The organism is Stappia sp. 28M-7 (genome assembly GCF_014252955.1).
Taxonomy (GTDB): domain Bacteria; phylum Pseudomonadota; class Alphaproteobacteria; order Rhizobiales; family Stappiaceae; genus Stappia.
This window is the reverse complement of record NZ_JACMIA010000001.1, coordinates 479760-504377: the sequence shown is the minus strand read 5'-3', so window position 1 is coordinate 504377 and position 24618 is coordinate 479760. Positions and strand designations below refer to the sequence as shown.

The window sequence follows — 24618 nt, the reverse complement described above, 5'->3', positions numbered from 1 at the left end:
GCGTGTCGCGTCAGTTCTGCGGCGTGAAGCGGTCCAGGTCCGGGACGATGGAGGCGCTGCCGTAATTGTTGGCGAAGCGGATGCCGATCTCGTGCAGGCGGTCGGTCCAGCGATGGATCGTCGCCTCGTCGATGCCGCGCCCGGTGGCGATGGCGTGGGAGGCCTCGACCTCCACCTGGTCGCGCAGCAGGCCGAGCTCGAGCATCGCCGCATCCTCGGCCCGGTACTTGTCGAGCCAGCCGAGCGTCAGGATCGCCACCATCACCAGCACGCCGGCGGCCGAGGTGACCGACGACCACTTGGCGATGCCGGAAATGCGGCGCTCGGCGGTGACCAGAACCATGGTCGCGATCGACAGGAAGGCGACGATGGCAACGGCGGTGAGGAAGCTCTCGTAATTGCTCTCCGCATTCACTTCCTGGCTGGCGCGCAAGGTGGTGATGCGGTCGCGCAGATACAGGATCGTGTCCGCCTGAGGGCCGAGCGACTCGCGGAAATAGTCGTCGCAATAGCGCAGCCGTCCGCGCTCCTGCGACTTGCCGGCGCAGGCCTCGACGAAGGAGACGGGCTGGGCCGTCTGGGCAGCCGCGGTCAGGGGCGCAGCAAGCCCCTGGACCAGCACGGCGAGCGCCAGCAGCGGCAGCACGAGCGCACGAAGGCGCGAAACGAGGGTACGGGCGATCATCGCGACAGGCCTCCGAACAGGGTCGGCAGGTCGAGCGGGCGGAAGCCGTAATGCTCGATCCAGCGGACATCCGCGTCGAAGAAGGCGCGCAGGTCCGGCATACCGTATTTCAGCATGGCGATGCGGTCGATGCCCATGCCCCAGGCGAAGCCCTGGTAGACGTCCGGGTCTAGGCCGCAATTGCGGATGACATTGGGATGGACCATGCCGCAGCCGAGGATTTCCAGCCAGTCGTTGCCCTCGCCGATCTTCACCTCGTTGCCTGAGCGGTCGCAGCCGATATCGACCTCCATCGACGGCTCGGTGAAGGGGAAGTAGGACGGGCGGAAGCGCATGCGCACCTCGTCGACCTCGAAGAAGGCCTTGCAGAACTCCTCGAGCACCCATTTCAGGTGGCCGATATGGCTGCTCTTGTCGATGACCAGGCCCTCGACCTGGTGGAACATCGGCGTATGGGTCTGGTCGCTGTCGCAGCGATAGGTGCGGCCCGGGATGATCACCCGGATCGGCGGCTCCTGCGACATCATGGTGCGGATCTGCACGGGCGAGGTGTGGGTGCGCAGCAGCATGCGCTCGCCGTCCGCCTTCTCGGGCAGGAAGAACGTGTCGTGCATCTCGCGCGCCGGATGGTCGGGCGGGAAGTTCAGCTGGGTGAAGTTGAGGTGGTCGGTCTCGATATCCGGGCCTTCGGCGATGGAAAAGCCCATGTCGGCGAAGATCGCGGTCAGCTCGTCGATCACCTGGCTGACCGGGTGGATGCGCCCGGCCTCGGCCGGAGCGGCGCGCAACGGCAGGGTGACGTCGACCCGCTCGGTCTCCAGGCGCGCGTCGAGCGCGGCATCCTGCAGCAGCTCGCGGCGGGCGGCGAGCGCATCGGTGACCCGGGTCTTGAGGCCGTTGATCGCCGGGCCCATCTCGCGCCGCTCGTCCGGCGACAGGGAGCCCAGGGTCTTCAGCTTCTCGGACACGGACCCTTTCTTGCCGAGGGCGGCGATGCGCACCTCTTCCAGCTCGGCCTCGTTCGACGCGGACGCGATGGCCGCGAGGATCGCAGTTTCAAGGGATTGCAGTTCGGACATGGCACCGTCGTGACTGGCGGCGCGCGGCCGGCATGCCGGCGCGGCACGTGTGAAGGGAAATTCGGGGGTCTTTTACCAGACTTTCGGCCGCTTTCCAGCGGCGGAGCGAAGACCGGCAACAGGAACGGGCCGGGAACCGGACACGGAACCCGGCACAGGGGTCAGCTCGGCAGCCGCCTAAATCGACCGCAGGCCGGGCCCTGATGCATCAGGCGGGACTGCAGGATGCGGAAACGTGCGGCATGGAGACGTTCGCCCGGCAGCAGATCGCGGCCGGCCGATGAAGGCCGGCACGTCGGTGCCGCGGAAAGGGCGGCCGGAGTGTAACCGAGAGCCACGTCTGGTCCTGCCGGGTTGCCGTTCGAAGGCTCTTTCCTTCGCAGATCGGTGGGCGGAAGGCAAGCGCCGGAAGCGCACCAAGGCACGCATCCGGCGCCGGCTCCGGCAGCTCTCGCGGGGGAGGCTCGCGGCAGGAGACGGGAGGGCGGGGCAGGCCCCGCCGCAGACCTATTTGGTCAGGAGCAGCTTTTCGAAGCGGGTGATCGACAGCCGGTAGACCATGTCCTTGTGGCGGATATGGACCTCGCGGGCACCCTGGAACAGGGCGGAGCTGTCCAGTTCCAGCGGCTCCTGCGAGACTTTCGCCGTTTTCGGCAGGGTCAGGGTGCGCTGTTGGGTGCGCGGCCGCCGGCAGGCGGCGGCCTGGGCCTGAGAGGCGGGGTTCGCAGACTGGGACATGATCGACTTGCTCCTTCGATCGCTTGGGCCCTGGACGAGAATGGCCGGAAACTCCGGTTCAGCCGTCCGTGGTTTGGAATAGCTCTAAACTTGCGAACCGTTCGCAAGAATATTCTTGACTGAAATACTCATGTTTTATACGAAAGGCAATGTCCGTTTCGCCTCTCGCTGTGCCCGGAGACGGCAGACGGAGATCCAAGCGCCAGCCAGCTACCCGTCCACTCCCTCGACGGACAGCAAGCCACGCTCTTGACCAGCCGAATCGTGACCAAGCGTTTTCAACCTGTTTCAGGAAGGGGCACGGCTCCATGTGCGCCAGGGATGACAAGCTGCGAAAGGCGATCGAGACCGCGGTCGCCGCGCATTCGGGACGCGCCCCGCTCGCCTGCGAGGAGATCGGGAGCGATGCCCAGGCCGCACGCAAGCGCATCGCGCTGTGGGAGCAGGCCGACAGCGTCCACTGTTCCATCGTCGGCACCTGCGCCAGCGTCGCCGACCTGCGCCGGACCGCAAAAAAGACCGGCATCGACGTTTCCCCCGACACGCCCGACTACGACGTGCACGGCCATTTCGTGCGCCTGTCGACCACCGATTGCGCCTTCTCCCGCGCCTTTCAGAAACTGCTCGACGGCCGCTTCGAGGGCGCGCTGCGCCGGGTCGGCCGGGCGCGCACGGCGGCGGAGCTGGAAGCCCTGTGGCGCGACATGTGCGACCGGGGTCAGGTCGGCCCCGCCTATTGGGCGTTCATGACGCACCAGCACGTGCCGGGCGCCTTGCGAGCGCGCATCTTCGGCGAGGTACACATGTGGTCGCATCTGGCCGGAGCCTCGTTCCGCCAGAAGAACGAGGAGGCCGCAACCCTGCGCGACCAGCTGCAGGAGGCCGAGGACCGGGCACGGCGCGTGGAAAGCGGGCTGCGCGAGGCATTGGCCCAGCGCGACCGGGAACTGATCGAGCTGCGCGCGGCGCTGGCCAAGCTGAAGGCCGGACGGGCGGCGGACGAGGCGCGCCAGCCGGAGACGGCTGAGACGGCACCGGACGCAGCCTCCCTGCGCCGCCGGCTCGACAAGGCCGGACGTGCCCTGCAATCGGCACGGGTGCGCGCACGCCAGGCGGAAGCGCGGCTGCGCGAGATCGACGACGAGACCCGGCGCCCCGCGCCCCAGCTCATGCCACGGCAGGCGCGGCCGATGGCGGGCCTCGCCGCAAGCCCGGCCCCTTTCGCCGTCGTCGGCTCTGCGGTCGGCACGCTCCCAGGACAGGGCGAGGCGACGGCCCGGCCCAAGGCGATCCTTTATGTCGGCGGCATGCACGGCCACCGCGACCGGCTGCGCGGCATTGCCGAGGCCTTCAACACCACATTCGTCCACCACGACGGCGGGGTGGAGGACGCACCGCAGCGCCTCGACCACCTGTTGCCGTCCGTCGACTGCGTCTTCTGCCCGGTCAACTGCGTCAGCCATGACGCCTGCCTGCGGGCCAAGAAGATCTGCCAGAAGCTCAACAAGCCTTTCGTGCCGCTGCGCAGCACAGGCCAGACCGCGTTCCGCAAGGCCCTGCAGGACCTTGTCGGCGAGCGGTCGGCGGCACAGTTTGCCCTGCAGGGGCCAGTGTCAGAAGAGGGAGAAACCGCCTGATGTACATTGCTATGAACCGCTTTCGCGTGAAGTCCGGCAACGAGGATGCCTTCGAGGAGGTGTGGCGCAACCGCGACCGGCATCTGGGCACGATGGACGGCTTCGTCGAGTTCCACCTGCTGAAGGGACCGGACCGCGAGGACCATACGCTCTATGCCTCGCACACGATCTGGCGGGACAAGGATGCCTTCGTTGCCTGGACCAAGAGCCAGGCCTTCCGCGATGCCCACAAGGGCGCGGGCGACAACAAGCCGCTGTATCTCGGCCATCCGGAATTCGAGGGTTTCGAGACGGTGCTGGCCGAAAAGGCCTGACGAGCCCGTTCCGCAGACACGGGTTCGGTGTCCTTTCAGGGGCAGGTTCCGCAAGGGGCCTGCCCCGTTCCGTTTTCCCCTCCCCGCACCGCCGCTTCGCCGTGCGCGGGTGGCAAAGCGGCGAGAAAGATGCTTTAGCTCCCCGAAAGAAAGGCGACCGGAAGGCGGGTGCCCCTGCCCGGCCGGCCCATCGAAACGGAGATGTCATGAAGATCGACGGCGTTGCCCATCGCTCCATCTGGCCGGCAGAGCATGGCCGGTCGGTGCACATCATCGACCAGACGCAGCTGCCGCACCGCTTCGTCACGACCGAACTGGCGACGCCAGAGGCCGCCGCGACGGCGATCCGCGACATGTGGGTACGCGGAGCGCCGCTGATCGGTGCCACCGCCGCCTATGGCCTGGCCATGGCGCTGGCGCGCGACCCCTCCGATGCGGGTCTGGCACAGGCTGCCGCCATGCTGGCGGCGACACGGCCGACAGCGATCAACCTGCGCTGGGCGCTCGACGCGGTGACCGCAAGCGTCGCCCCGCTGCCCGAAGACCAGCGCGCGGCCGCCGCCTGGGCCAAGGCCGGCGAGATCTGCGACGAGGATGTGGAGGTCAACCACGCCATCGGCCGGCACGGGCTGTCGCTGATCCGCGAGATCGCCGCGCGCAAGGCCCCAGGCGAACTGGTGAACATCCTGACCCATTGCAATGCCGGGTGGCTGGCCACCGTCGACTGGGGCACGGCGACCTCGCCGATCTACCAGGCGCACGATGCCGGCATCCCCGTGCATGTGTGGGTGGACGAGACCCGGCCGCGCAACCAGGGCGCCGGGCTGACCGCCTGGGAACTGGGCCGGCACGGGGTGTCGCACCGTCTGGTGGTCGACAATGCCGGCGGCCACCTGATGCAGCATGGGCTGGTCGACATGGTGATCGTCGGCACCGACCGCACCACGGCGACGGGCGATGTGTGCAACAAGATCGGCACCTATCTGAAGGCGCTCGCGGCCCATGACAACGGCGTGCCGTTCCATGTCGCCCTGCCCTCCTCGACCATCGACTGGACCGTCCGCGACGGCCTGCGCGAGATCCCCATCGAGGAGCGCTCGGGCCGCGAGGTGACGCACCTGACCGGCCTGACGGAAGACGGCCGCAGCGAGACCATCGCCATCACGCCGCCGACGACGGAGGCGACCAACCCGGCCTTCGACGTGACGCCGGCACGGCTGGTGACGAGCCTGATCACCGAGCGCGGCATCTGCGCGGCCAGCGCCGACGGGCTCGCGAGCCTCTTCCCGGAGCGCCGCGCCGCGTCCTGACCGCGCAAGGGGGCACGCCCTCTTGCGCCGCGGGCAAGGGGCGGCGACACTGGCGGCAACGGCCCGGGCACGGTTCCGGGCCTTTCAGCCAGCCTCGCACGCCCCTTCTCCCAGGACACGACATCCGAATGAGCCAGATCCCCGTCTTCGACGGCCATAACGACACGCTGCTCAAGCTGGAGCTCGGCGCCGGAACGGCCCGCGAACGCTCGTTCTTCGAACGCGCGGCGCGCGATCACATCGACCTGCCGCGCGCCCGCCACGGCCGCTTCGCCGGCGGGCTCTTCGCCATCTATGTCCCCTCGCAGCTGGGGGATGCGCTGAAGGTGCGCTACGACCCGGACGATCCGGCGAACTTCGCCGAGGTGGCGCAGCCGGACGCGCTCGCCTTCACGCTGCGCATGTTCGCCCGCGCGCTGCGGCTGGAGCGGGAAAGCGCCGGCGAGGTGCGAATCTGCCGCGATGCCGACGAGATCCGCGCGGCGATGGCGGCCAAGAAGCTCGCCATGGTGATGCATGTGGAAGGCGCGGAGGCGATCGACGCCGACATGACCGCGCTGGAGGTGCTGCACGCCGCCGGCCTGCGCTCGCTCGGCCCGGTCTGGAGCCGACCGAACATCTTCGGCGACGGGGTGCCGATGACCTGCCCCTCCTCCCCCGACACGGGACCGGGACTGACGGATGCGGGCAAGGAGCTGGTGCGCGCCTGCAACCGGCTGAAGATCATGGTCGACCTGTCGCATCTGACCGAAAAGGGCTTCTGGGACGTGGCGGCGATCAGCGACCGGCCGCTCGTCGCCTCCCATTCCAACGCCCATGCGGTCTGCCCCTCGGCCCGCAACCTGACCGACCGGCAGCTAGACGCCATCGCCGAAAGCCGCGGCCTTGCCGGGCTCAACTTCCATGTCGCCTTCCTGCGGCCGGACGGGGCCAACATCTCCGACACGCCGCTGGAGGTGATGGTGCGGCACACGGACCACCTGCTGTCGCGGCTCGGCGAGGACGGGGTGGCGCTGGGCTCGGATTTCGACGGCTGCATGGTGCCGCGCGCCATCGGCGACGTGTCCGGCCTGCCGGTGCTGCTGCAGGCCTTCCGCGAGGCGGGCTACGGCGAGGAGCTGATCGAGAAGATCGCCTGGAAGAACTGGCTGTCGGTGCTGGAGCGGACCTGGAACTGAGGGGCGCGCGCCTGTCTCACTCGTCGCCGAGCGGGCTTTCGGCGGCGATGCGCTCTTCCAGATACTGCGCGATGCTGGTGGCGACCGCATGCAGGCGGCGCAGCTCCGCCTCGCGGCGGGTGGCGGCCAGAACCTCGCACGGGCTGCCGCTGCGCGCGCCGTTGCCGAAGCGTCCCGTCCCGCGCACGATGAAACGATAGGCCGCGCCGTCCCGGGATTTGGGCGTGTGCAGGATGTCCCCCACATGCTGTTCGGCAAAACGCAGGCTGTCGTTCAAGGTCGGCAGGGACTGGACAAAGGCTGACATGACGCTCCCCGGAAATACCCTGCGGCAGGTCGGGCCCGCCGCCGCTTAAATGGTTAACGAAACCTTGCTCCGATTCGCTTCGGAGTCAAAAGCCTCAATGCCAAAGGCCCAATGTGTAGAATCCCTTATGCCCGCTGCGTTCCCGCAGGTCCGCCCCGCCGGCGGCGCGGGAACCGGGACGATTGACCACCGGCCGGGGCGCTGCGCATGATCGCGCCATGACCGCCGAGACACGCCCGGACGCCGAGCCGCAGGACCCGCCCTTCACCCGTTTCCGATCCGCCGTCCGCCGGCTCTATTTCGGCAGTTCGGCCCGCTCGCGGCGCTGGCGGATGGGGCTGTTGCTCTTCGACTTTCTCGCCATCGGCTATTTCTTCGCCTCGATCCTGTTCGGCCTCAGCGACACCGACAATCGGCTCGACTACGTCATCGGCGCGGTGATGCTGGCCGACTACCTGCTGCGGCTGGCCGCAGCCAGCCGGCCGCTCAAGGCGATGGTCAGCTTCATGGCGCTGGCCGATGCGGTGGTGATCGCCTCGCTGTTCGCCAGCGCGGTCGTGGAGGGGCTGGCCCTGCTCTTGGTGGTGCGCATGCTGCGGCTGCTGCGCTCCTATCACCTGATCCGCGAGCTGCAGGGGCACATGCCGTTCTTCCGCCGCAACGAGCAGGTGATCCAGGCGCTGGTCAACCTGACGGTGTTCATCTTCGTCGTCTCGGCGGCGGTGCATGTGCTGGAAAAGGGCCGCAACCCGGGCATCAATACCTTTCTCGACGCGCTCTACTTCACGGTGACGACGCTGACCACGACCGGGTTCGGCGACATCATCATGACCGACGAATACGGGCGGCTGCTGACCATCCTGATCATGATCGTCGGCGTCGGGCTGTTCCTGCGGCTGGTGCAGACGATCTTCCGGCCGCTGAAGGTCGCCCACAAATGCCCCGAATGCGGGCTGAGCCGGCACGATCCGGACGCCGTCCACTGCAAGCATTGCGGCATATCGCTCAACATCCCGACCGAGGGCGACTGGCGCTGAGCCGGTCGGGCCGCGTTCAGGCCGCGCCGCCCGGACCTTTGCGCGAGGGATGCTCCATCTCCTCGACCCTGCGGTCGTAGGACGGGTGCAGCGTGCCCATCACCCGGTCCCAGACCGAGAACGTGTTGCTGAAATTGCAGCGGAAATTCGAATGATGCTGGTCGTGAAAGGTGGTGCAGACCAGCGGCCAGGGCCTTCGCGCACCCGGCGAGGCGACATACTCGAAGCCGCAATGGCCGATCATGCCGCTGCCCTGGTCGTAGATCTTGTGCAGGATCAAGACGAGCGGCGGGATCGGCAGCACCAGCGGGGCCACCAGGAAATAGGCCTGCTCTGCCGCCGTGCCGAGGAACCCATCGGAATTGTTGGCCCAGGGCGTGGGCGTGACCGAGCGGTGGTGCAGGGCATGGAAACGGAACAGCGCCCTGGTGTGCATCGCCCGGTGGAACCAGTAGAACCAGGTGTCATAGGCAATGGCCGAGACCAAGGACCAGCCGAGGAAGGAGAGCACCGTCAGCTCTCCCGGCTGGAACAGCGCATAGCCGTTGGCCTGCAGGCAGAGACCGCCCGCGAAATATCCAGACACCGAGATCAGGGCGACGAGGCTGTGGCGGATTTCGGCGCCGGCCCGGTCCGAGCGCCGCGTCTCCTGGATGCGGCATTCCGGATGGCGGCGGTTTGCAGCGACCAAGGCCAGCCCGAACCCCAGATACAGCAGCAAGAGCACGGCGTAGGACGCCACCCAGACTTCAAGAAATCCCGACCAGCCGATCGGAAGCCAAATCATCCAGCCTCCTGCCGCAAGTTTTCGTAGCGGCAATCTAGCCGGTATGCATCGCCCCCGAAAGGGCGCGGGCCGGCAAGCGTTGCGGCATTTCGCGCAAGGCCGGCCCGCCGGACGCCGGGAAAGGCCGGAACCGGTCATTTCCGGCCCTGGGGGTTGCCAGCGGGCAGGCAGCGGGCTTCAATCGGTCGCATGGCCAAGCCCCGGTGCGCGCGCAAGTTTCCGGACCGAGGACCCCGCCTGCCCATCCCGGCGGGGCAAGAGCCAGCGGAACGAGCAAGGGTCGCAACGTCCCGGCCAGACCCGCGAAGGAGCCAGTATGATGGACTTTTCCGCAATCGACCTGGCGCGATTCCAGTTCGCCTTCACCGTGTCGTTTCACATCATCTTCCCGTCCTTCACCATCGGCCTCGCCAGCTACCTGATGGTGCTGGAGGGCCTGTGGCTGGCGACCCGGCGCGAGGTCTACCTGCAGCTCTTCAAATACTGGCTGAAGATCTTCGCCGTCGCCTTCGGCATGGGCGTCGTCTCGGGCATCGTGATGACCTACCAGTTCGGGACCAACTGGTCGGTCTTCTCCGACAAGACCGGGCCGGTGATCGGGCCGCTGATGGGCTACGAGGTGCTGTCCGCCTTCTTCCTGGAGGCCGGCTTCCTCGGCATCATGCTGTTCGGCCTCAACCGGGTGGGACCGCGGCTGCACTTCATGGCAACCGCGATGGTCGCCTTCGGCACGGCGCTGTCGGGCTTCTGGATCCTGTCGGCCAACAGCTGGATGCAGACGCCGGTAGGCTATTCGATCAACGAGGCCGGGCAGTTCATCCCCGAGAACTGGTTCGAGATCGTCTTCAACCCCTCGTTCCCCTATCGCTTCGTCCACATGATGCTGGCCGCCTACCTGACCACCGCATTCGTGGTCGGCGCGGTCGGCGCCTGGCACCTCCTGAAGGAGCGCGGGAACGAAGGCGCCAAGGTGATGCTGTCCATGGCGATGTGGATGGCCGCCATCGTCACCCCGGTGCAGATCATGGCCGGCGACATGCACGGGCTGAACACGCTGGAGCACCAGCCGGCCAAGATCGCCGCGATGGAAGGCCATTTCGAGGGCGAGAACGGCGCGCCGCTGATCCTGTTCGGCATCCCCGACATGGAGGCGGCCGAGACGCATTACCGGATCGAGGTGCCCAAGCTCGGCAGCCTGATCCTGACGCATTCGCTCGACGGGCGGGTGCCGGGGCTGAAGGACTTCCCGCGCGAGGACTGGCCGAACGCGAGCATCGTCTTCTTCTCCTTCCGCGTGATGGTGGGCATCGGCTTCCTGATGCTGGGCATCGGCGTGTGGAGCCTTTACCTGCGCTGGCGCGGGACGCTGGCGGAGACGCCGCTGTTCCACCGGGCCGTCCTGCTGATGGGGCCGACCGGCTTCATCGCGGTGCTGGCCGGCTGGATCACCACCGAGGTCGGCCGCCAGCCCTATACGGTCTACGGCCTGCTGCGCACCAGCGACAGCATCTCGCCGGTCGACGCACCGGCGGTCGCGACCTCGCTGCTGGTCTTCATCGTGGTCTATTTCATCGTCTTCGGCATCGGCACCGGCTACATCCTGAAAGCCATGGGCCACAGGCCGGGCGGCGATGCGCAAGGGCCGCAAAGGGGCGAGCCGACCCGCGCGGCGGGCGTGACGCCCGCCCCTGCCTATGCAGACGAACCCAAGCCGGCGGAGTAGAGCCATGATCTTCGACCTCGCCCTCATCTGGGCCCTGCTGATCGCCACCGCCGTGTTTCTCTATGTCGTGCTGGACGGCTTCGACCTCGGCCTCGGCATCCTGTTTCCCACCGCCCGTTCCAAGGCCGAGCGCGACGTGATGATGAATTCCGTCGCCCCGGTGTGGGACGGCAACGAGACCTGGCTGGTGCTGGGCGGCGGCGGGCTTTATGCCGTCTTCCCGCTGGCCTATGCGGTGCTGATGCCCGCCCTCTACGTGCCGATCATGGCGATGCTGTTCGGCCTGATCTTCCGTGGCGTCGTCTTCGAATTCCGTTTCAAGGCACCGGCGCACCGGCAATGGGTCTGGGACGTCGCCTTCTTCCTGGGTTCGCTGACCGCCGCACTGGCGCAGGGCATCGCGCTCGGCGCCATCATTCAGGGCATCGAGGTGGAAGGGCGCGCCTATGCGGGCGGCTGGCTCGACTGGCTGACGCCGTTCTCGCTGCTCACCGGCCTTGCCGTGGTGATCGGTTACGCGCTGCTCGGCGCCACCTGGCTGGTGTGGAAGTGCGAAGGCCCGATGCAGGAGCATTTCCGCGACAAGGCGAGGGTCCTCGGCGGGCTGCTGCTGGCGATGATCGCCGTGGTCAGCCTGTGGACGCCGGCGCTGCATCCGCAATTCGCCGCGCGCTGGTTCGAGGTCCCGCAGATCTTCTACACCGCACCGGTGCCGATCTTCGTGGCCGCGCTCGCCGTGCTGCTGTTCACCAGCCTGCGCTCGACCCGCGACGGGATGCCGTTCCTGGCCAGCCTCGGGCTCTTCCTCGTCACCTTCGTCGGCCTGGGCGTCAGCCTGTTCCCCTATGTGGTGCCGACCTCGATCACCATCTGGCAGGCGGCCGCTCCCGACAGTTCGCTGGAATTCCTGCTGATCGGGGCGGTGGTGCTGATCCCGATGATCCTGACCTATAGCGGCTATGCCTACTGGGTGTTCCGCGGCAAGGTGCGGCCGGACGAGGGGTATCACTGATGACGCGGGAGGGCTCCGAGCGGCCGCTTTATCAGCGGCTCGCCTGGTTCGCCGGGCTGTGGCTGGCGGGCGTGGCGACGCTGTTCGTGATCGCCAGCCTGATCCGCTGGGCGATCCTCTAAGCTCGGCAAGCTGCAAACCCGGGCGACCGGCGCCCCTCACCGAAGCGTGAGGGGCGGCAGGCAGCACACGCTTGCCGAGAGGGAGGATACGGGCTCATGCTGGGGCCCGCATCCGTCCTGCCGGGAGTTGCCGATGTTCCGTCCCGCCTCTTTCGCACGCCGTTTTCCCCCGCTCGCCGCCGCCGTTCTGAGCGGCCTGGTGCTCTCAGTCCCCCCTGGCGCCTCCGCCGGCACCGCGCCGGGCTGCGGCATCGAGACACCCTGCACCATTGCGGGGGGCGAATACCGCATCCGCCTGCCGCAAGGCGGAGCGCCCAAGGGAGCGATCATCTTTCTGCACGGCTGGCGCGGCTCGGCAGAAGCCGAGATGCGCAACAGCGCCTGGGCCCGGCTTGCCGACCGGCTGGGTGTTGCCTTCGTCGCCCCGCAAGGGGAAGGCGGCACCTGGTCCTATCCCGGCGCGCCCCGGCAACTGCGCGACGAGTTCGCCTTCTTCCGGGCGCTGGCGGCGGATCTGAAGGACCGCTTCGGCATTGCCGGCGAGAAGACCGTGCTGACCGGCTTTTCGATGGGCGGTTCGATGGCCTGGAACATCGCCTGCCGCGAGGGCGAGCTCTTCGCCGGATATGTGGCGGTGGCCGGAGCGTTCTGGGATCCGGTGCCGGAGGCCTGCCCCTCGCCCGTGCCGATGCTGGTGCATGTGCACGGCACGGCGGACCAGACGGTGCCGCTGGAGGGCCGGGCCATCGGCGAGCACTGGCGGCAGTCGGACGTCGCCAAGAGCCTTGCCCTGTGGCAGCGGCAGGCGGGGCTTGCGCCCGCGTTTCCGCAGGAGGCACCGGCGCAGGGCCTATCCTGCCAGCTGCAGGAGGCGAGCGCGGGTCCGGGTCTTCTGGAAGTCTGCCTGCATGCGGGCGGGCACAGCATTCGCGCCGAATGGGTGGAGCAGGGCTGGCAGTTGATCGCGCAGCGGCGCGGCTGGACCGGTTGAGGCTGAAGCTGGCGCCGAAATCAGGACCGAGCCGGGCAGGCGGGATATCCTCGCCCCGCCCGGCCGATCTTTCCTAGTTCGTCATGGCCGGGTCGGTCCGGGCCGGCTGCGCGGCACGGGCGGCCGGGCTGCGCTCGGATCTGGCCGAGCCGCCGTCGGAGGACTTCGGCCCCGGTCCCGACTTTCCGGCGGGCGAGCGGCGCCAGGGCTGCTTCTTGTACCAGGAGACGAGATAGGCAACGGCAATCAGGCCGGCGAAGCCACCCATATTGGCCAGGAACTCGGCCAGCGGATCGCCGCGGCCCCAGGCCATGTCGCGCAGGATGCCGATGGCCTGGGCCAGCACCAGGCTGGCCAGGAAGACGGCGAGCGACTGCTGGCCGACCTTCCGCACGACATTCACGAAACGGCCCCAGAGATTTTCCGCAAGCAGGCGCGCGCCGCCCGCGCCGACCGCCACCCAGGCGAGATAGGCCAGCGCAAGGAAGTGCAGATAGCGGAAGGCGCCGAAGGTGGTCTTGTCCCACAGCGGCGTGATCGCGTCGCGGACAGCCAGGAATTCCGGCACCTCGTTGTAGGCGACGTGCCAGGCGAAGGGCACGGAGGCCAGCACGACGACCGCCGACAGGGCGACCAGCGCCGCCGAGACCGGGGGAGCCGGGATCCAGCCGCGCATGAAGGCGAAGCCGGTGAAGAAGACGAGCTGCCAGGCGAAGGGATTGAAGAACCAGGGCCGGTCCGACCAGGGCTCTGCCGGGAGATCGAGCAGCCCCTGCCCCGCTGCCAGCCAGAGACCGGCCATCAGGGCGAACACGGCCCACCGCGAGATGCGGGAGAAAGCCATCACCACCGGCATCAAGGCCAGGATGACGATGTACATCGGCAGGATGTCGAAATAGTTCGGCACATAGGTGAGGGTCAGCAGGCCCGGCAGCGCCTCGCCCGTCTGCTCGAAGAAGGGCCACAGGTTGAGCGAGGCGACATAGTCCTCGCTCAGGCCGCAGCACTCCGACAGATAGCCGCTTTGCTGGATCCACACGAGACCGGCGGCGATGACCAGGAACTGGCAGACATGGGCGAAATAGACCTGCCAGATCCGGTGGCCGGTGCGCGCGATGCCCATCAGCCAGCCGTGCTGATCGAAGACCTTACCGAAAGCGAGTGCCGAGGCCATGCCCGAACAGAAGACGAAGATCTCGGTCGCGTCGGAAAAGCCGAAACGGGCCGGGATCCACAGCGTCCAGGTGTTGCCCGGCAGATGTGCCACGAAGATGATGAACATGCCGAGGCCGCGAAAGAAATCGAGCCTTGGATCGCGCGGACGCGGGGGGCTAAGGGCCGGCGAAACATGCATGTTCACGAGCAGAAGATCCTCTTCCTGCCGCCGGCGAGCCTGCCGGCGAGGCGGGTTCTTTCACCCGCCGATCATGGCCCAATAAGGGCAGAACAACCCCAGGCATGCCTGGCTGCACCGAATTCCCGCGGTTTTCCCATACCGCTCACGCCGGGATCGCCCGCAGCGCCTCGTCCTGCATCAGGCGGGTGGCCCGTCGCATCCGCTCGGCCCGTTCCAGCCGGACTTCCGCGAAGCGGTCGATCCCGCCTCGAAGGGTAACGCGCTCGCGCAAAAGCCGTTCCGCATCGATGCAAAGGCCGGCGCGCAGCGCCGCCTCGATGGCCAGCCGCTCGAACACGTCGCGCTGCGCGTGGCTGCCGCCGATGCGGAAGAGCTGCGGGCGGGCACGGTCGAGATGGCGGAAGGCGGAGAAGTAGTTGCCGCGTGCCCAGGCCTCCAGACCGAGGACGGCCGGCATGCCGGCGGCGGCGGCGATGCGGCCCATGTCGGTCTCTTCCCCGGCATGGGCGCCCATGGAGGCGATCATCGCGTCGGCAGCCTCGCGCCGGTCGCCGCCTTCCAGCGACAGCATGTAGTGGAGATCGGCGAAGATGTTGCAGCGGTCGTCGACCCGCGCCTCGGCAAGGCGGGCGAGCTCGTCCCAGCGGCCACCGACATTGACGCCCTCGATCTCCAGCCGCACCAACAGCGAGGCCGCGTTGGAGATGTCGCGATAGTCGTCGGTGCGCTCAGCGCGGATTTCCTCGTCGTAGAGCTCCAGCACGCGGGTGATGTCGCCGCGCTCCAGATACATCAGGGCCAGGTGCCACCAGACGTGGAAGCGGAAATTGTTGCAGTGGGAGAAGGCGGCGGTGTTGGCCTCCAGCCAGGCACGCCCCTCCTCCGCCCGCGCGGTCATGTCGTAGACATGGGCGACCGCATGCAGGCCCCAGGCATCGTCCGGCGCAAGCGCCACGGCCTCGCGGCCGAGGCGCTCGGCAAGCGCGTAGTCGCCCGTCTCCTCCAGCGCGAAGGCCTGGCAGCCGAGGAAGTAGCCGCGCTCGGGATGATCGGCGTTGAAGGCCTGCTCGACGCCGGCCAGCGAGCGACGCATGCCGCCGGCATCGCCCAGCACGAAGTGGATGGCGTGGACGAGCTTCATCAGGAGAGGGTCGGCCGGATGATCGGCAAGGGCCGCATCCAGCCGGGCGGCCGCGCGGGCGGGATGGCCGGCGAGCCAGTCGCCGAGCGCATTGACCACGGCGGCCTCGCGCGGGCTGACCCCGACGGCGGCCGAGGCGGTGCGCGCGCGCTCCAGATCCTCGGCGGCGACGGCGACCAGCTCCCGCCGGCCGAGCAGCATGCAGAAGAGGCCGTGGGCGGCGTGGCCGAAGGCGAAGTCCGGGGCAAGGCGCAGCGTCTCGGCAACGAGATCGGGCGTCGCGCAGCCGTGGGAGAGGAAAGCGCGCACCACTCCCCGCCAAGGCGTCAACGCGCCGGCATGGGAGAGGGTGAGCGGGTAGCCATAGGCGTCGGTGAGTGTCATCGTCGCATCCTGCCGGCGGCCTTGAAGCCGCCTGCCGCAGACCGGCGATGAAAGCCGGGCAGCGGACGTGGGTCCTGTCAGCCCCAGCAGTGTCCCGCCCGCTCCGATGACAAGCAAAACACAAAAGCTTGCGGCCGGCGTGTACAGCACTCCCCGTCAGGAGACGTATCTTCCAAAGAAGGCGAAATGGCGGAACCCGATTTGCGCCGAGGCGCCCGGTCGTGGAATGCGATACCTTTCGCAAACGCTCGCGCTCGCGCTAGATGAGGATCATGACAAGCCTCGCCCAAACCCTTTCCGGCCCCAACCGCAACGTGCTGGCGCTTTCGCTCGCCGGCCTTGCGAGCGTTGCCGTGCTCGCCGCCAATGCCGGCGGTTGGCGGCTCGGTGCCGCCGTCGTGATCGGCGGCTTCGCCGGCCTTGCGCTCTACCACGCCAGCTTCGGCTTCACCGCGGCCTGGCGCCGGCTGGTGACGGAGAAGCGCGGCGGCGGATTGCGGGCCCAGTTCCTGCTGATCCTGCTGACCTCCGCGGTCTCCTTCCCGCTGATCGCCTGGGGTGCCTCCTTCGGCATGCCGACCGGCGGATTCGTGTTTCCCTTCGGCATCGCCGCGGCCATCGGCGCCTTCGCCTTCGGCGTCGGCATGCAGCTGGGCGGCGGCTGCGCCTCCGGCACGCTGTTCACCGCCGGCGGCGGCTCGACCCGCATGATGGTGACGCTGGCGGCCTTCATCGCCGGCTCGGTCGCCGCGACCCCGCACATGCACCTGTGGGGCCAATTGCCCAAGCTGCCGGCGGTCTCCCTGGTGAGCGAGTTCGGCCCGCTCGGCGCCTATGCCGCGACCGCTGCCGTGCTGGCGCTGATCGCGCTGTGGAGCGTGCGGATGGAGAAGAAAGCGCATGGTAGCCTTGCCGAGCCGCGCGCCACCGTCTCGTTCCTGACCGGCCCGTGGTCGCTGGCCCTCGGCGCGATCGCCATCGCGCTGGTCGGCATCGCCACCTTCATCGTGCTCGGCCGCCCATGGGGCATCACCTCGGGCTTCGCGCTGTGGGGCGCCAAGATCCTGCAGGGCGTCGGCGTGACCGTCACCGACTGGCCCTACTGGCAGTGGCAGAAGGGCGCGCTGGAGGCCTCGGTCTTCGCCGATGCGACCTCGGTGATGAATTTCGGCATCCTGTTCGGCGCCATGGCGGCCGCAGCGCTCGCCAGCAAGTATGCGCCGGTGTGGAAGCTGTCGGGCCGCGACCTTGCGACCGCGATCCTCGGCGGCCTGTTGATGGGCTACGGCGCAAGGCTCGCCTATGGCTGCAACATCGGCGCCTATCTCGGCGGCATCGCCTCCGGCTCGCTGCACGGCTGGCTGTGGCTGGTCTTCGGCTTCATGGGAAGCCTGGTCGGCACGCGGCTGCGCCTGAAGCTCGGCATGGGCTGAGACAGCCAGGTACGACATCGGCACGAGGGCCGGAACGCGCAGCGCGTTCCGGCCCTTTTGCTTTGGTGCCTCCGCCACGGAATGCCGGGAGGCTCCGACAATCGTGATCGCGGCTCAAGCGCTCGTGCAGGGCGCGGGCGGCGCGCACGGGCTAGGCTCAAGGCTCTTTCACTCCTTGCGACCGGAGCCGAACCGATGCGCCCGCTGCTGCTTTGCCTCACCCTGCTGCCGCTGCTTGCCGCCACCGCGCATGCGCAGATCGCCCCGCGCCCGGGCTGGACGGTGATCGAGACGCAGCACGGCTTCGCCGAATTGGTAGAGCGGCTGAAAGACGCGGTCGCGGCGGAAAAGATGGGGCTGGTGACGCAGGCGAGCGCCTCCGACGGGGCGGCTATGCAGGGCATCACCATCCCGGGCAACCGGGTGATCGGCGTCTATCGCAACGACTTCGCCCGGCGGATGCTGAAGGCCAGCATTGCTGCCGGCATCGAGGCGCCGATCCGCTTCTATGTCACGGAGACCGCAGAGGGAACGGCGACGCTCTCGTGGAAGGAGCCGAGCCGGGTCTTCGCTCCCTACATGGAGGAAGGCGGCGAGGATCTGGCGGCCCTCGCCGGCGAACTCGACCTCATCTTCCGGACAATCGGCGAGCGGGCGGCAGGCAAGGAGTGAGGCCGCCCGCCGCTTGTCCGGTGCCCCTCAGAACTTGCCGTCATAGGCGCGCCGGCCGATGCGGCAGGCGAGCAGGGTGTAGGTGTCGCGGGAAAGTGCCGCCTGCGCCTCGCGGGCCAGCGTTTCGGCATCGTCCACCCACACACCGTGGCCGCCGAGCGCGCGGGCAAGGGCCGGAAAGTCCGTGCCCGCAAAGTCGACGCCGACATTGGGGCGCTGGCTGGCGCGCTGCTTCAGCTCGATGAGGGCAAGGCTCTCGTCGACCAGAACGCAGACCAGAACCGGCAGGCCGAGGTCGCGCAAGGTGGCGAGCTCGCCGAGCCCCATTTCCAGCCCCGCATCGCCGACGAAGACGACCACCGGACGCTCCGGCTCGGCGATGGCATGGCCGATGCCGAGCGGCAGGGCGCAGGCCATGGTGCACAGGGCCGAGGACTGCAGCATGGCGCGCGGGAAGCCGGCACGCCAGACCTGCGAGACCAGGATGCGATGGGCGCCGCTGTCGGCGGTCGCCACCGTCTCAGCCGGCAAGACGTCCCGCAGGGTATGGAACACGGCGGCCGGACCCCAACCCGAGGGCTCGGGTGCGAACTGGCCGGCAAGCGCTGCGCGCGCGGCCGCGATCTCCCCGCCCGGCCAGGTGGCACGCGGCGCAAGCCCCTCACCCAATGCGGCAAGCGCCGGCGCAACGCCGCAGGGCAGGAGATGACGGACGGCATGCATGCCGTGCCGGCGCGGGCTGGCAGCGATTTCCACCACCGGCGCATCGGCCGGCCACGGGTTTCGCCAGTTGATGCGCATCTCGATCGGATCGTAGCCGAGAAGCAGGATGCAGTCGGAAGCCGCCAGCAGCGGCAACAGGTGCGCATCGGCACGCGGCGAGAGGCCGGCACCGCCCAGCGCCAGCGGATCGGCCTCGTCGAGCAGGCCCTTGGCCTTGTAGCTGGTAATGAGCGGCACGTTGTGCGCCCGGCAGAAGGCGGCGATGGCTGCGCCCGCATCCTCGTTGACCGCATCGACGCCGGCGATGGCGATGGGACGCTCGGCGCGTGCAAGCAGCGCGCGCGCCGCCTCCAGCGACGGACCCGTGGGCAAAAGATCGCGCGGCGACACGCGCGGCGGGAGGGAGGCTAGCCGCTCCCCGCAGGCGTCTTCCGCGACACCGATGGGCACATCGACATGGACGGGACCGGGCTGACCTTCCAGCGCGGTGAGGATCGCCTTGTCCATCATCGCCCCGAGCGCGCCGGGGGCGGCGCGGAAGCTCGCCTTGACCACCGGGCGCAGCAGGGCGCCGTGGTCGAAGACCTGATGGGTGTAGGTTTCCGCCTCGCCGGCATCGACGCAGCCGGTCAGGAAGACGAGAGGCACCCGGTCCTGCAGCGCGTTGGCGACCACGTTGACCGCGTTGGCAACGCCGGGCCCGAGGGTGGCGAGCAGGACGGCGGGCGCCTCGCGCCCGGCGCGGGCCTGCGCATGCCAGACGCCCTCGCCCATGAAGCCGCCGGCATTCTCATGCTTCACCAGTTGGAAGGCGATGCCCGCCTCCTCCAGCGCGCCCATCAGCGCCAGCACCTCGCCGCCCGGCATGCCGAAGGCATGGGTGCAGCCGGCCTGCCGCAGCTTTGCGGCGATGAAGTCCGCTCCCGTCCCGCTCATTCCGTCTCCGCCAGCACGATGGCGCCGCTTTCCGCGAGCGCCCGGATGCCATTGTCGTCCTCTCCGAGCCATTCGGCCAGCGCTTCGCCGCCGCCCTCGCCAAGGCGCGGCGGCGCACGGCGATAGGTGACGGGCGTGCGCGAGAGCTTCAGCGGGTTGCCGATCAGCGCGACGCGTCCGTCGGGCCCGAGCGGGTGCTCCATCTCGATGCGCATGCCGCGATGAACGGCCTGCGGATCGGCAAAGACCTCGCCGACATCGTTGATCGGGCCGCAGGGCACGCCGACCGCCTCCAGCGCGGCGATCCAGTCGGCGCGGTCGCGGGTCACCGTCAGCCGCTCAACCTCCGGCTCCAGCTCCAGCCGGTTGCGCACCCGGTCGGCGTTGCGCGCAAAGCGCGGGTCGCGGGCAAGCTCCGGTTTGCCTGCCACCTCGCAGAAGCGGGCGAATTGCGCATCGTTGCCGACGGCGAGGATGAAGGACCCGTCGCGCGCCGGATAAGCGTTGTAGGGCACGATGGTGGGATGGGCATTGCCCCGGCGCGGCGGCACATTGCCGTCGGTGAGACAGGCGACGCCCTGGTTGATCAGCCAGGCGACCTGGGTGTCGAACAGGGCGATGTCGAGATGCTGGCCCTCGCCGGTGGCGCTGCGGTGATGCAGCGCGGCGAGGATGGCGCTGGACGCGTACATGCCGCACATGACGTCGGCGATGCCGACGCCCGCCTTCGTCGGCTCGCCGCCTTCCGCATCCGGCCGGCCGGTGAGCGACATCAGCCCGCCCATGCCCTGGATGAGAAAGTCGTAGCCGGCCCGGTGCGCATAGGGGCCGTCCTGACCGAAACCGGAGATCGAGCAATAGACGAGACCCGGATTTTCCGCCGACAGCGCCTCGTAGCCGAGGCCGCGGCGGGCAAGGTCGCCGACCTTGAAATTCTCCACCAGCACATCGGCGCAGCGCGCCAACCGGCGCACTAGGGCAATGCCCTCCTCGCTCGACAGGTCGACGGCGAGCGAACGCTTGTTGCGGTTGGAGGAAAGGTAATAAGCGCTTTCGCGGGTCTCGTTGCCGTCCGCATCGCGCAGGAAGGGCGGTCCCCAGCCGCGGGTGTCGTCGCCGCTGCCGGGCCGCTCGATCTTGACCACATCGGCACCGAGATCGCCGAGCAGCTGGGTGGCAGTGGGGCCGGCGAGGATGCGGGACAGGTCGAGCACCTTCACTCCGGCAAGCGGCCCCCTGCCGCCGGGAGCCGGATCGGCAGGGGAAGAAGCGGTATCGGACGACGTCATTTCACCTCGTTAGGGAACAGGGGCGACAGGAACGGCGGAGGCCGGAACGGGGACGGCTCATGCCGGCAACCGCCAGCGCACCACGATGCCGACGACCAGCCCGAACAGGAGGTGACCGATGAGCGAAGCCCAGGTCAAGGTGATGAAGTTCAGGAAAGGCGGCAGGCCGGCGAACAGATGCGCCATGATGTAGAGCGCGAAGACCCACAGGCCGACGCCATAGCCCAGCGCCACGACGGGCCAGGGCAGGAACGGCAGGAAGCGGTCGGCGATGGGCTTTGCGATGAAGAGATAGCCGAGCGGATAGAACACCACGCCGACGACGAGGTGGATCGCCTCGGCAAGCGCGAAACTGCTGAAGCCGAAAACCGACTGGACGAGGGCTGCCGGCTGCAGCGGACCGCCGACCCATAGCGGCGTGATCACCCTTGCCCAGATCTCCCAGGTGCCGTCGGCAAGCACGCCAGCGATGAGCGCGGTGACGAAGGTTGCCAGGGTGAGCGGCGGAAAGAAGCGGACAGCGGCGTCGGCCGGGGCGGCGTGAGATTGCATGGCATCTGTCTCCCGTGGCCGGGCGGCGCGCCCGGCGGCAGGGACAAAGTGACGCAAAGGCGCGATCCGCTCAAATCAACGGCCCGCGACAGGATGGGCACGGCGGATCACCACGGCGAGAGGCCGGAGTGATCCGCCGGGACGCAAGAGCCGAGCTCAGCCGTCGACGCGGGCGAGATCCGGCGCCATGGCGCCGCCATGCGCCCCGCCGAAGGAGACGCCGAGCGAGGCATGGGCGGGAAGACGCAGCGGCAACAGGCACTCGGCCGGCGTGACCTCTTCCGGCAGGCGCCACAGATGCGAGGCGAGCGCCAGGCGGCCGGCGGTCTCGCCCGAGGTCAGGCGGGCAAGCGGCACGGCCAGAAACGGACCGAGGATGACCGGCAGCAGCGGCCAGACCAGATCCGGCGTCACGGTGAACGCAAAGGTGAAGCCGGCGAGGCCGAACAGGGTCTGCGGCCACAGCTTGGACGCGCACAGGCCGAGCGGCAGGGTGCGGTTGTCGCGGATCTGCGCGCCCCAGCCGATGGCCTTGCCGAAGGGCAGGCCGGCGACGAACAGGGTCACGGCGACGGCGACGATCGGCGCCATCAGCATGGAGAAGACCAGCTCGGCGACCCAGCTTGCCGTCACCCGCAGACCGCCGCCGAAGGCGTTGCGCAGCTTCCGGTCGGCAAGAATGTCGAGGAAGGTCGCGATCTTCGGCGCGAAGATCATCGTCATGACGATGAGGAACAGCGCAAAGCCGGCCGTCAGGTCGAAGCGGATCAGCTCGCCGCTGCCGAAGGCAACCAGCGACGCACCGGTGACCATGAAGGTGAGCCAGGCGGGGGCGGAGACGAACATCAGGATCGCCAGCACCAGCTGGATACGGCTGACCGGCTTGAGATCCGGCAGGCCGAGCAGCTTGATGTACTGGAGATTGCCCTGGCACCAGCGCAGCTCGCGGCGGATGAACTCCAGCATGTTGGGCGGGTTCTCCTCGAAGCTTTCGCTTTCGACGGGAAGCACGCGCACCTCGTAGCCGGCACGGCGCATCAGGACCGCCTCGACCTGGTCGTGGCTCAGCACCCAGCCGGACAGCGGCCCCTTGCCCGGGAGCTTGGGCAGGTGGCAATGCTCGGCGAAGGGCGCGACGCGCAGGATCGCGTTGTGGCCCCAATAGGGACCGCAATCGCCCTGCCACCAGGCGCTGCCCAGCGTGTAGGAGCGCATGCCGAGACGCATGCCGAATTGGAAAATGCGGGCGAAGGCGCTGGTGGTCGGCATGCCGACGACGAGCGTCTGCAGGATGCCGACGCGCGGGTTGGCATCCATGCGCGCGACCATGTCGAGCATGGTCCTGGCCGACATGAAGCTGTCGGCATCCAGGACGATGGCATAGTCGTGCGCCGCGCCCCAGCGGTCCAGGAAGTCGCGGATGTTGCCGGCCTTGAAGCCGGGGTTCTCCGACCGGCGGCGGTAGAGAACCGGCAGACGGCCCTCCCAGCGCGCGGCGAGCTCGGCGAAGGCGCGCTCCTCGCGGCCGGCGATCTCCTCGACATTGGTGTCGCTGAGGACATAGAGCGTGAAGCCGGCGGACCGGCCGGAGCGCACGAGATCGGCGGCCATCGCATCGAGCGAGGCGGCGACATCGTCGACATCCTCGTTGCGGATGCAGGACAGGATCGCGGTCGACGACGTGCTGTCGCGGGTGACATCACCCGGGCGCAGGGTCGAGACGGTAGCCAGCGGATCGCGCGACAGGCGCATGACCGCAAGGCCGACCACCGCGTTCCAGAAGCCGATTGCCGTCCAGGGCAAGGTCAGCAGGAAGCAGGCGATCATCAGCCACTCGGCCCAGGTGACGCCGCCGTCGCCGGAAAAGGCGATGCCCAGCAACGTGGTCAATCCGGCCATGGAGGCGAGGACGAGAGTGGCGAAAACGGCGCGCCGGCGCGCGAGCCTTGCGGCATCTGCGGGCGCAGCCTGGTGAAGGTCCGGGGACGGCGCAATGACGCCGGTGCCGGAGGAATCCGGTGTGAGGTAAGTCGGCAACCTGCTCTGGAACATGAAACACAGCCTCGTAAACAGATGGTCGGCGATAGCGGATGCCCAGCCCCTTCTGTTGCGCTATACGTTGCCTCGGACTAAGGAGGATTTGTGACGCAGCGCAGCATGCCAAATAAATTTTCTTGCGATGCACAAGCACTCTGGACCACGGGCCCGGAGACGCTGGAACTGCGCCTGCAAGAAGTACGGAGGCCGGCTGAGGGCGAGGTTCTGGTGCGCACCTTGTGGAGCGGCATCAGCCTTGGTACCGAGCGCCTCGTCTTCACCGGAGCGGTGCCGGAAAGCGAATGGCAGCGCATGCGCGCACCCTTCCAGGAGGGGGATTTCCCCTTTCCGGTCAAATATGGCTACGCCTGTGTCGGCGAAATCGTCGAGGGCGATCCGGCGCGAACCGGCGAAACCGTTTTCGTTCTCCATCCTCATCAAACTCACTTCACCGTCTCCGGTTCCGCCGCCGTGAAGATTCCTGCCGGCGTGCCCGCGCGGCGGGCGATCCTGGCGGCCAATATGGAAACCGCGCTCAACGGGTTATGGGACGGCGGCGCCTCACCGGGAGATCACGTTGCCGTGGTCGGCGGCGGGGTCGTCGGGCTGCTGGTCGCCTATCTGGCCGCCCGCCTGCCCGGCACGCGGGTCACCGTGGTCGACACCGATCCGGCGAAGGAACGCCATGCGCATGCCTTGGGCGCAGCCTTCGCCCTGCCGGGCGATGCCCCGCTCGACCAGGACCTCGTCTTTCACACCTCGGGCCACCCATCCGGCCTCGACACCGCACTTTCGCTGGCCGGACGCGAGGCGAAGGTGGTGGAGATGAGCTGGTATGGCGCCAAGCCGGTGACCGCGCATCTGGGCGGCGGCTTCCACAGCCGGCGGCTGACGCTGCGTTCCAGCCAGGTCGGCAGCCTGCCGCCCGACCGGCAGGCGCGCTGGACCTATCGCCGGCGCATGGAGACCGCCCTGTCACTTCTGTGTGACCCGGCACTCGATACGCTGATTTCGCCGCCGATTTCCATCGCGCAGGCCGCCGAGCGGCTTCCGGAGATCTTCGCCGGCCGGGTGCCGGTGCTGGCGCAGCCGATCCGCCATGGAGCGGAAAACGACGTGCAAAACAACGACGGACCGGCTGCCGCGCCCTGAAGTCGGCGCAATTTGACGTCAC

At 68.5% G+C, this 24618-nt stretch carries 23 protein-coding genes; 12 read left to right on the top strand and 11 right to left on the bottom strand.

The features are described 5' to 3' along the window. Positions 1–10 precede the first annotated feature (10 nt). The 3 genes from H7H34_RS02280 to hemP form a co-directional block, all read right to left on the bottom strand. Positions 11–685: a phenylalanyl-tRNA synthetase subunit alpha gene (locus H7H34_RS02280; protein WP_185924108.1), complete on the bottom strand. Its 675-nt coding sequence runs from the start codon at positions 683–685 to the stop codon at positions 11–13. Further along, on the bottom strand, positions 682–1764 hold the full coding sequence (gene pheS, locus H7H34_RS02275) for a phenylalanine--tRNA ligase subunit alpha (RefSeq protein WP_120270281.1): 1083 nt from the start codon (positions 1762–1764) through the stop codon (positions 682–684). Before pheS ends, H7H34_RS02280 begins: the two co-directional genes overlap by 4 nt. Positions 1765–2271: 507 nt before the next feature. Further along, positions 2272–2502 carry a hemin uptake protein HemP gene (hemP, locus tag H7H34_RS02270; RefSeq protein WP_120270282.1) on the bottom strand — a complete coding sequence of 77 codons (231 nt, stop codon included), beginning with the start codon at positions 2500–2502 and terminating at the stop codon, positions 2272–2274. Positions 2503–2810: 308 nt separating this feature from the next. Between hemP and H7H34_RS23350 the strand changes: the two genes are divergently transcribed. The 4 genes from H7H34_RS23350 (at position 2811) to H7H34_RS02250 (ending at position 6941) form a co-directional block, all read left to right on the top strand. Continuing rightward, positions 2811–4139 (top strand): DUF2325 domain-containing protein, encoded by a 1329-nt coding sequence (locus H7H34_RS23350; RefSeq protein ID WP_185924107.1) that lies wholly within the window; start codon positions 2811–2813, stop codon positions 4137–4139. Next, on the top strand, positions 4139–4453 hold the full coding sequence (gene hmuQ / locus H7H34_RS02260) for a heme-degrading protein HmuQ (RefSeq protein WP_120270284.1): 315 nt from the start codon (positions 4139–4141) through the stop codon (positions 4451–4453). The genes H7H34_RS23350 and hmuQ overlap by 1 nt, the downstream gene beginning before the upstream one ends. A 206-nt stretch (positions 4454–4659) precedes the next feature. Next, positions 4660–5763 carry an S-methyl-5-thioribose-1-phosphate isomerase gene (gene mtnA, locus H7H34_RS02255; RefSeq protein WP_185924106.1) on the top strand — a complete coding sequence of 368 codons (1104 nt, stop codon included), beginning with the start codon at positions 4660–4662 and terminating at the stop codon, positions 5761–5763. A gap of 128 nt (positions 5764–5891) precedes the next feature. Further along, complete coding sequence (locus H7H34_RS02250; protein ID WP_120270286.1) at positions 5892–6941, top strand: dipeptidase; 1050 nt, start codon at positions 5892–5894, stop codon at positions 6939–6941. 16 nt (positions 6942–6957) lie between these two features. Here the strand turns inward: H7H34_RS02250 and H7H34_RS02245 are convergent, their stop codons facing one another. Continuing rightward, positions 6958–7248, bottom strand: coding sequence for a hypothetical protein (locus tag H7H34_RS02245; RefSeq protein WP_120270287.1), 291 nt, complete (start codon positions 7246–7248; stop codon positions 6958–6960). 218 nt (positions 7249–7466) lie between these two features. Between H7H34_RS02245 and H7H34_RS02240 the strand changes: the two genes are divergently transcribed. Then, positions 7467–8285 carry a potassium channel family protein gene (locus tag H7H34_RS02240; RefSeq protein ID WP_120270288.1) on the top strand — a complete coding sequence of 273 codons (819 nt, stop codon included), beginning with the start codon at positions 7467–7469 and terminating at the stop codon, positions 8283–8285. Positions 8286–8301: 16 nt separating this feature from the next. Here the strand turns inward: H7H34_RS02240 and H7H34_RS02235 are convergent, their stop codons facing one another. After that, on the bottom strand, positions 8302–9072 hold the full coding sequence (locus H7H34_RS02235) for a sterol desaturase family protein (RefSeq protein WP_185924105.1): 771 nt from the start codon (positions 9070–9072) through the stop codon (positions 8302–8304). 316 nt (positions 9073–9388) lie between these two features. On the opposite strand from H7H34_RS02235, the gene H7H34_RS02230 reads away from it, so the two are divergent. The 4 genes from H7H34_RS02230 (at position 9389) to H7H34_RS02215 (ending at position 12920) form a co-directional block, all read left to right on the top strand. Next, positions 9389–10795 carry a cytochrome ubiquinol oxidase subunit I gene (locus tag H7H34_RS02230; RefSeq protein ID WP_120270290.1) on the top strand — a complete coding sequence of 469 codons (1407 nt, stop codon included), beginning with the start codon at positions 9389–9391 and terminating at the stop codon, positions 10793–10795. A gap of 4 nt (positions 10796–10799) precedes the next feature. Next, complete coding sequence (gene cydB, locus H7H34_RS02225) at positions 10800–11807, top strand: cytochrome d ubiquinol oxidase subunit II (RefSeq protein WP_185924104.1); 1008 nt, start codon at positions 10800–10802, stop codon at positions 11805–11807. Then, entirely contained in the window at positions 11807–11929 is a 123-nt protein-coding gene (locus H7H34_RS02220) for a DUF2474 family protein (RefSeq protein ID WP_185924103.1), read from the top strand. Before cydB ends, H7H34_RS02220 begins: the two co-directional genes overlap by 1 nt. Before the next feature lie 133 nt (positions 11930–12062). Next, positions 12063–12920 (top strand): CE1 family esterase, encoded by an 858-nt coding sequence (locus H7H34_RS02215; protein WP_185924102.1) that lies wholly within the window; start codon positions 12063–12065, stop codon positions 12918–12920. Between the two features lie 73 nt (positions 12921–12993). Here H7H34_RS02215 and H7H34_RS02210 read toward each other — a convergent pair whose 3' ends face one another. Both H7H34_RS02210 and H7H34_RS02205 read right to left on the bottom strand, forming a co-directional pair. After that, positions 12994–14274: an OpgC family protein gene (locus H7H34_RS02210; protein ID WP_185926404.1), complete on the bottom strand. Its 1281-nt coding sequence runs from the start codon at positions 14272–14274 to the stop codon at positions 12994–12996. 145 nt (positions 14275–14419) lie between these two features. Further along, entirely contained in the window at positions 14420–15802 is a 1383-nt protein-coding gene (locus tag H7H34_RS02205; protein ID WP_185924101.1) for a tetratricopeptide repeat protein, read from the bottom strand. Positions 15803–16074: 272 nt separating this feature from the next. Between H7H34_RS02205 and H7H34_RS02200 the strand changes: the two genes are divergently transcribed. After that, the gene (locus tag H7H34_RS02200; RefSeq protein ID WP_185924100.1) at positions 16075–17235 is read left to right on the top strand and encodes a YeeE/YedE family protein; all 1161 of its coding nucleotides are present in this window, start codon (positions 16075–16077) and stop codon (positions 17233–17235) included. A gap of 195 nt (positions 17236–17430) precedes the next feature. Continuing rightward, the gene (locus H7H34_RS02195; RefSeq protein WP_185924099.1) at positions 17431–17907 is read left to right on the top strand and encodes a DUF302 domain-containing protein; all 477 of its coding nucleotides are present in this window, start codon (positions 17431–17433) and stop codon (positions 17905–17907) included. Positions 17908–17934: 27 nt separating this feature from the next. Here the strand turns inward: H7H34_RS02195 and H7H34_RS02190 are convergent, their stop codons facing one another. The 4 genes from H7H34_RS02190 to mdoH form a co-directional block, all read right to left on the bottom strand. Next, a complete protein-coding gene (locus H7H34_RS02190) occupies positions 17935–19566 on the bottom strand; it encodes a thiamine pyrophosphate-binding protein (protein WP_185924098.1) in 1632 nt (543 codons plus the stop codon). Further along, on the bottom strand, positions 19563–20855 hold the full coding sequence (locus H7H34_RS02185) for a CaiB/BaiF CoA transferase family protein (RefSeq protein ID WP_185924097.1): 1293 nt from the start codon (positions 20853–20855) through the stop codon (positions 19563–19565). Before H7H34_RS02185 ends, H7H34_RS02190 begins: the two co-directional genes overlap by 4 nt. A gap of 57 nt (positions 20856–20912) precedes the next feature. Continuing rightward, positions 20913–21407 carry a hypothetical protein gene (locus tag H7H34_RS02180; RefSeq protein ID WP_185924096.1) on the bottom strand — a complete coding sequence of 165 codons (495 nt, stop codon included), beginning with the start codon at positions 21405–21407 and terminating at the stop codon, positions 20913–20915. A 156-nt stretch (positions 21408–21563) separates the two neighbouring features. After that, positions 21564–23459: a glucans biosynthesis glucosyltransferase MdoH gene (gene mdoH / locus H7H34_RS02175; RefSeq protein ID WP_120270300.1), complete on the bottom strand. Its 1896-nt coding sequence runs from the start codon at positions 23457–23459 to the stop codon at positions 21564–21566. A gap of 105 nt (positions 23460–23564) precedes the next feature. Between mdoH and H7H34_RS02170 the strand changes: the two genes are divergently transcribed. Next, positions 23565–24596: a zinc-dependent alcohol dehydrogenase gene (locus H7H34_RS02170; protein ID WP_185924095.1), complete on the top strand. Its 1032-nt coding sequence runs from the start codon at positions 23565–23567 to the stop codon at positions 24594–24596. Positions 24597–24618: the final 22 nt, after the last annotated feature.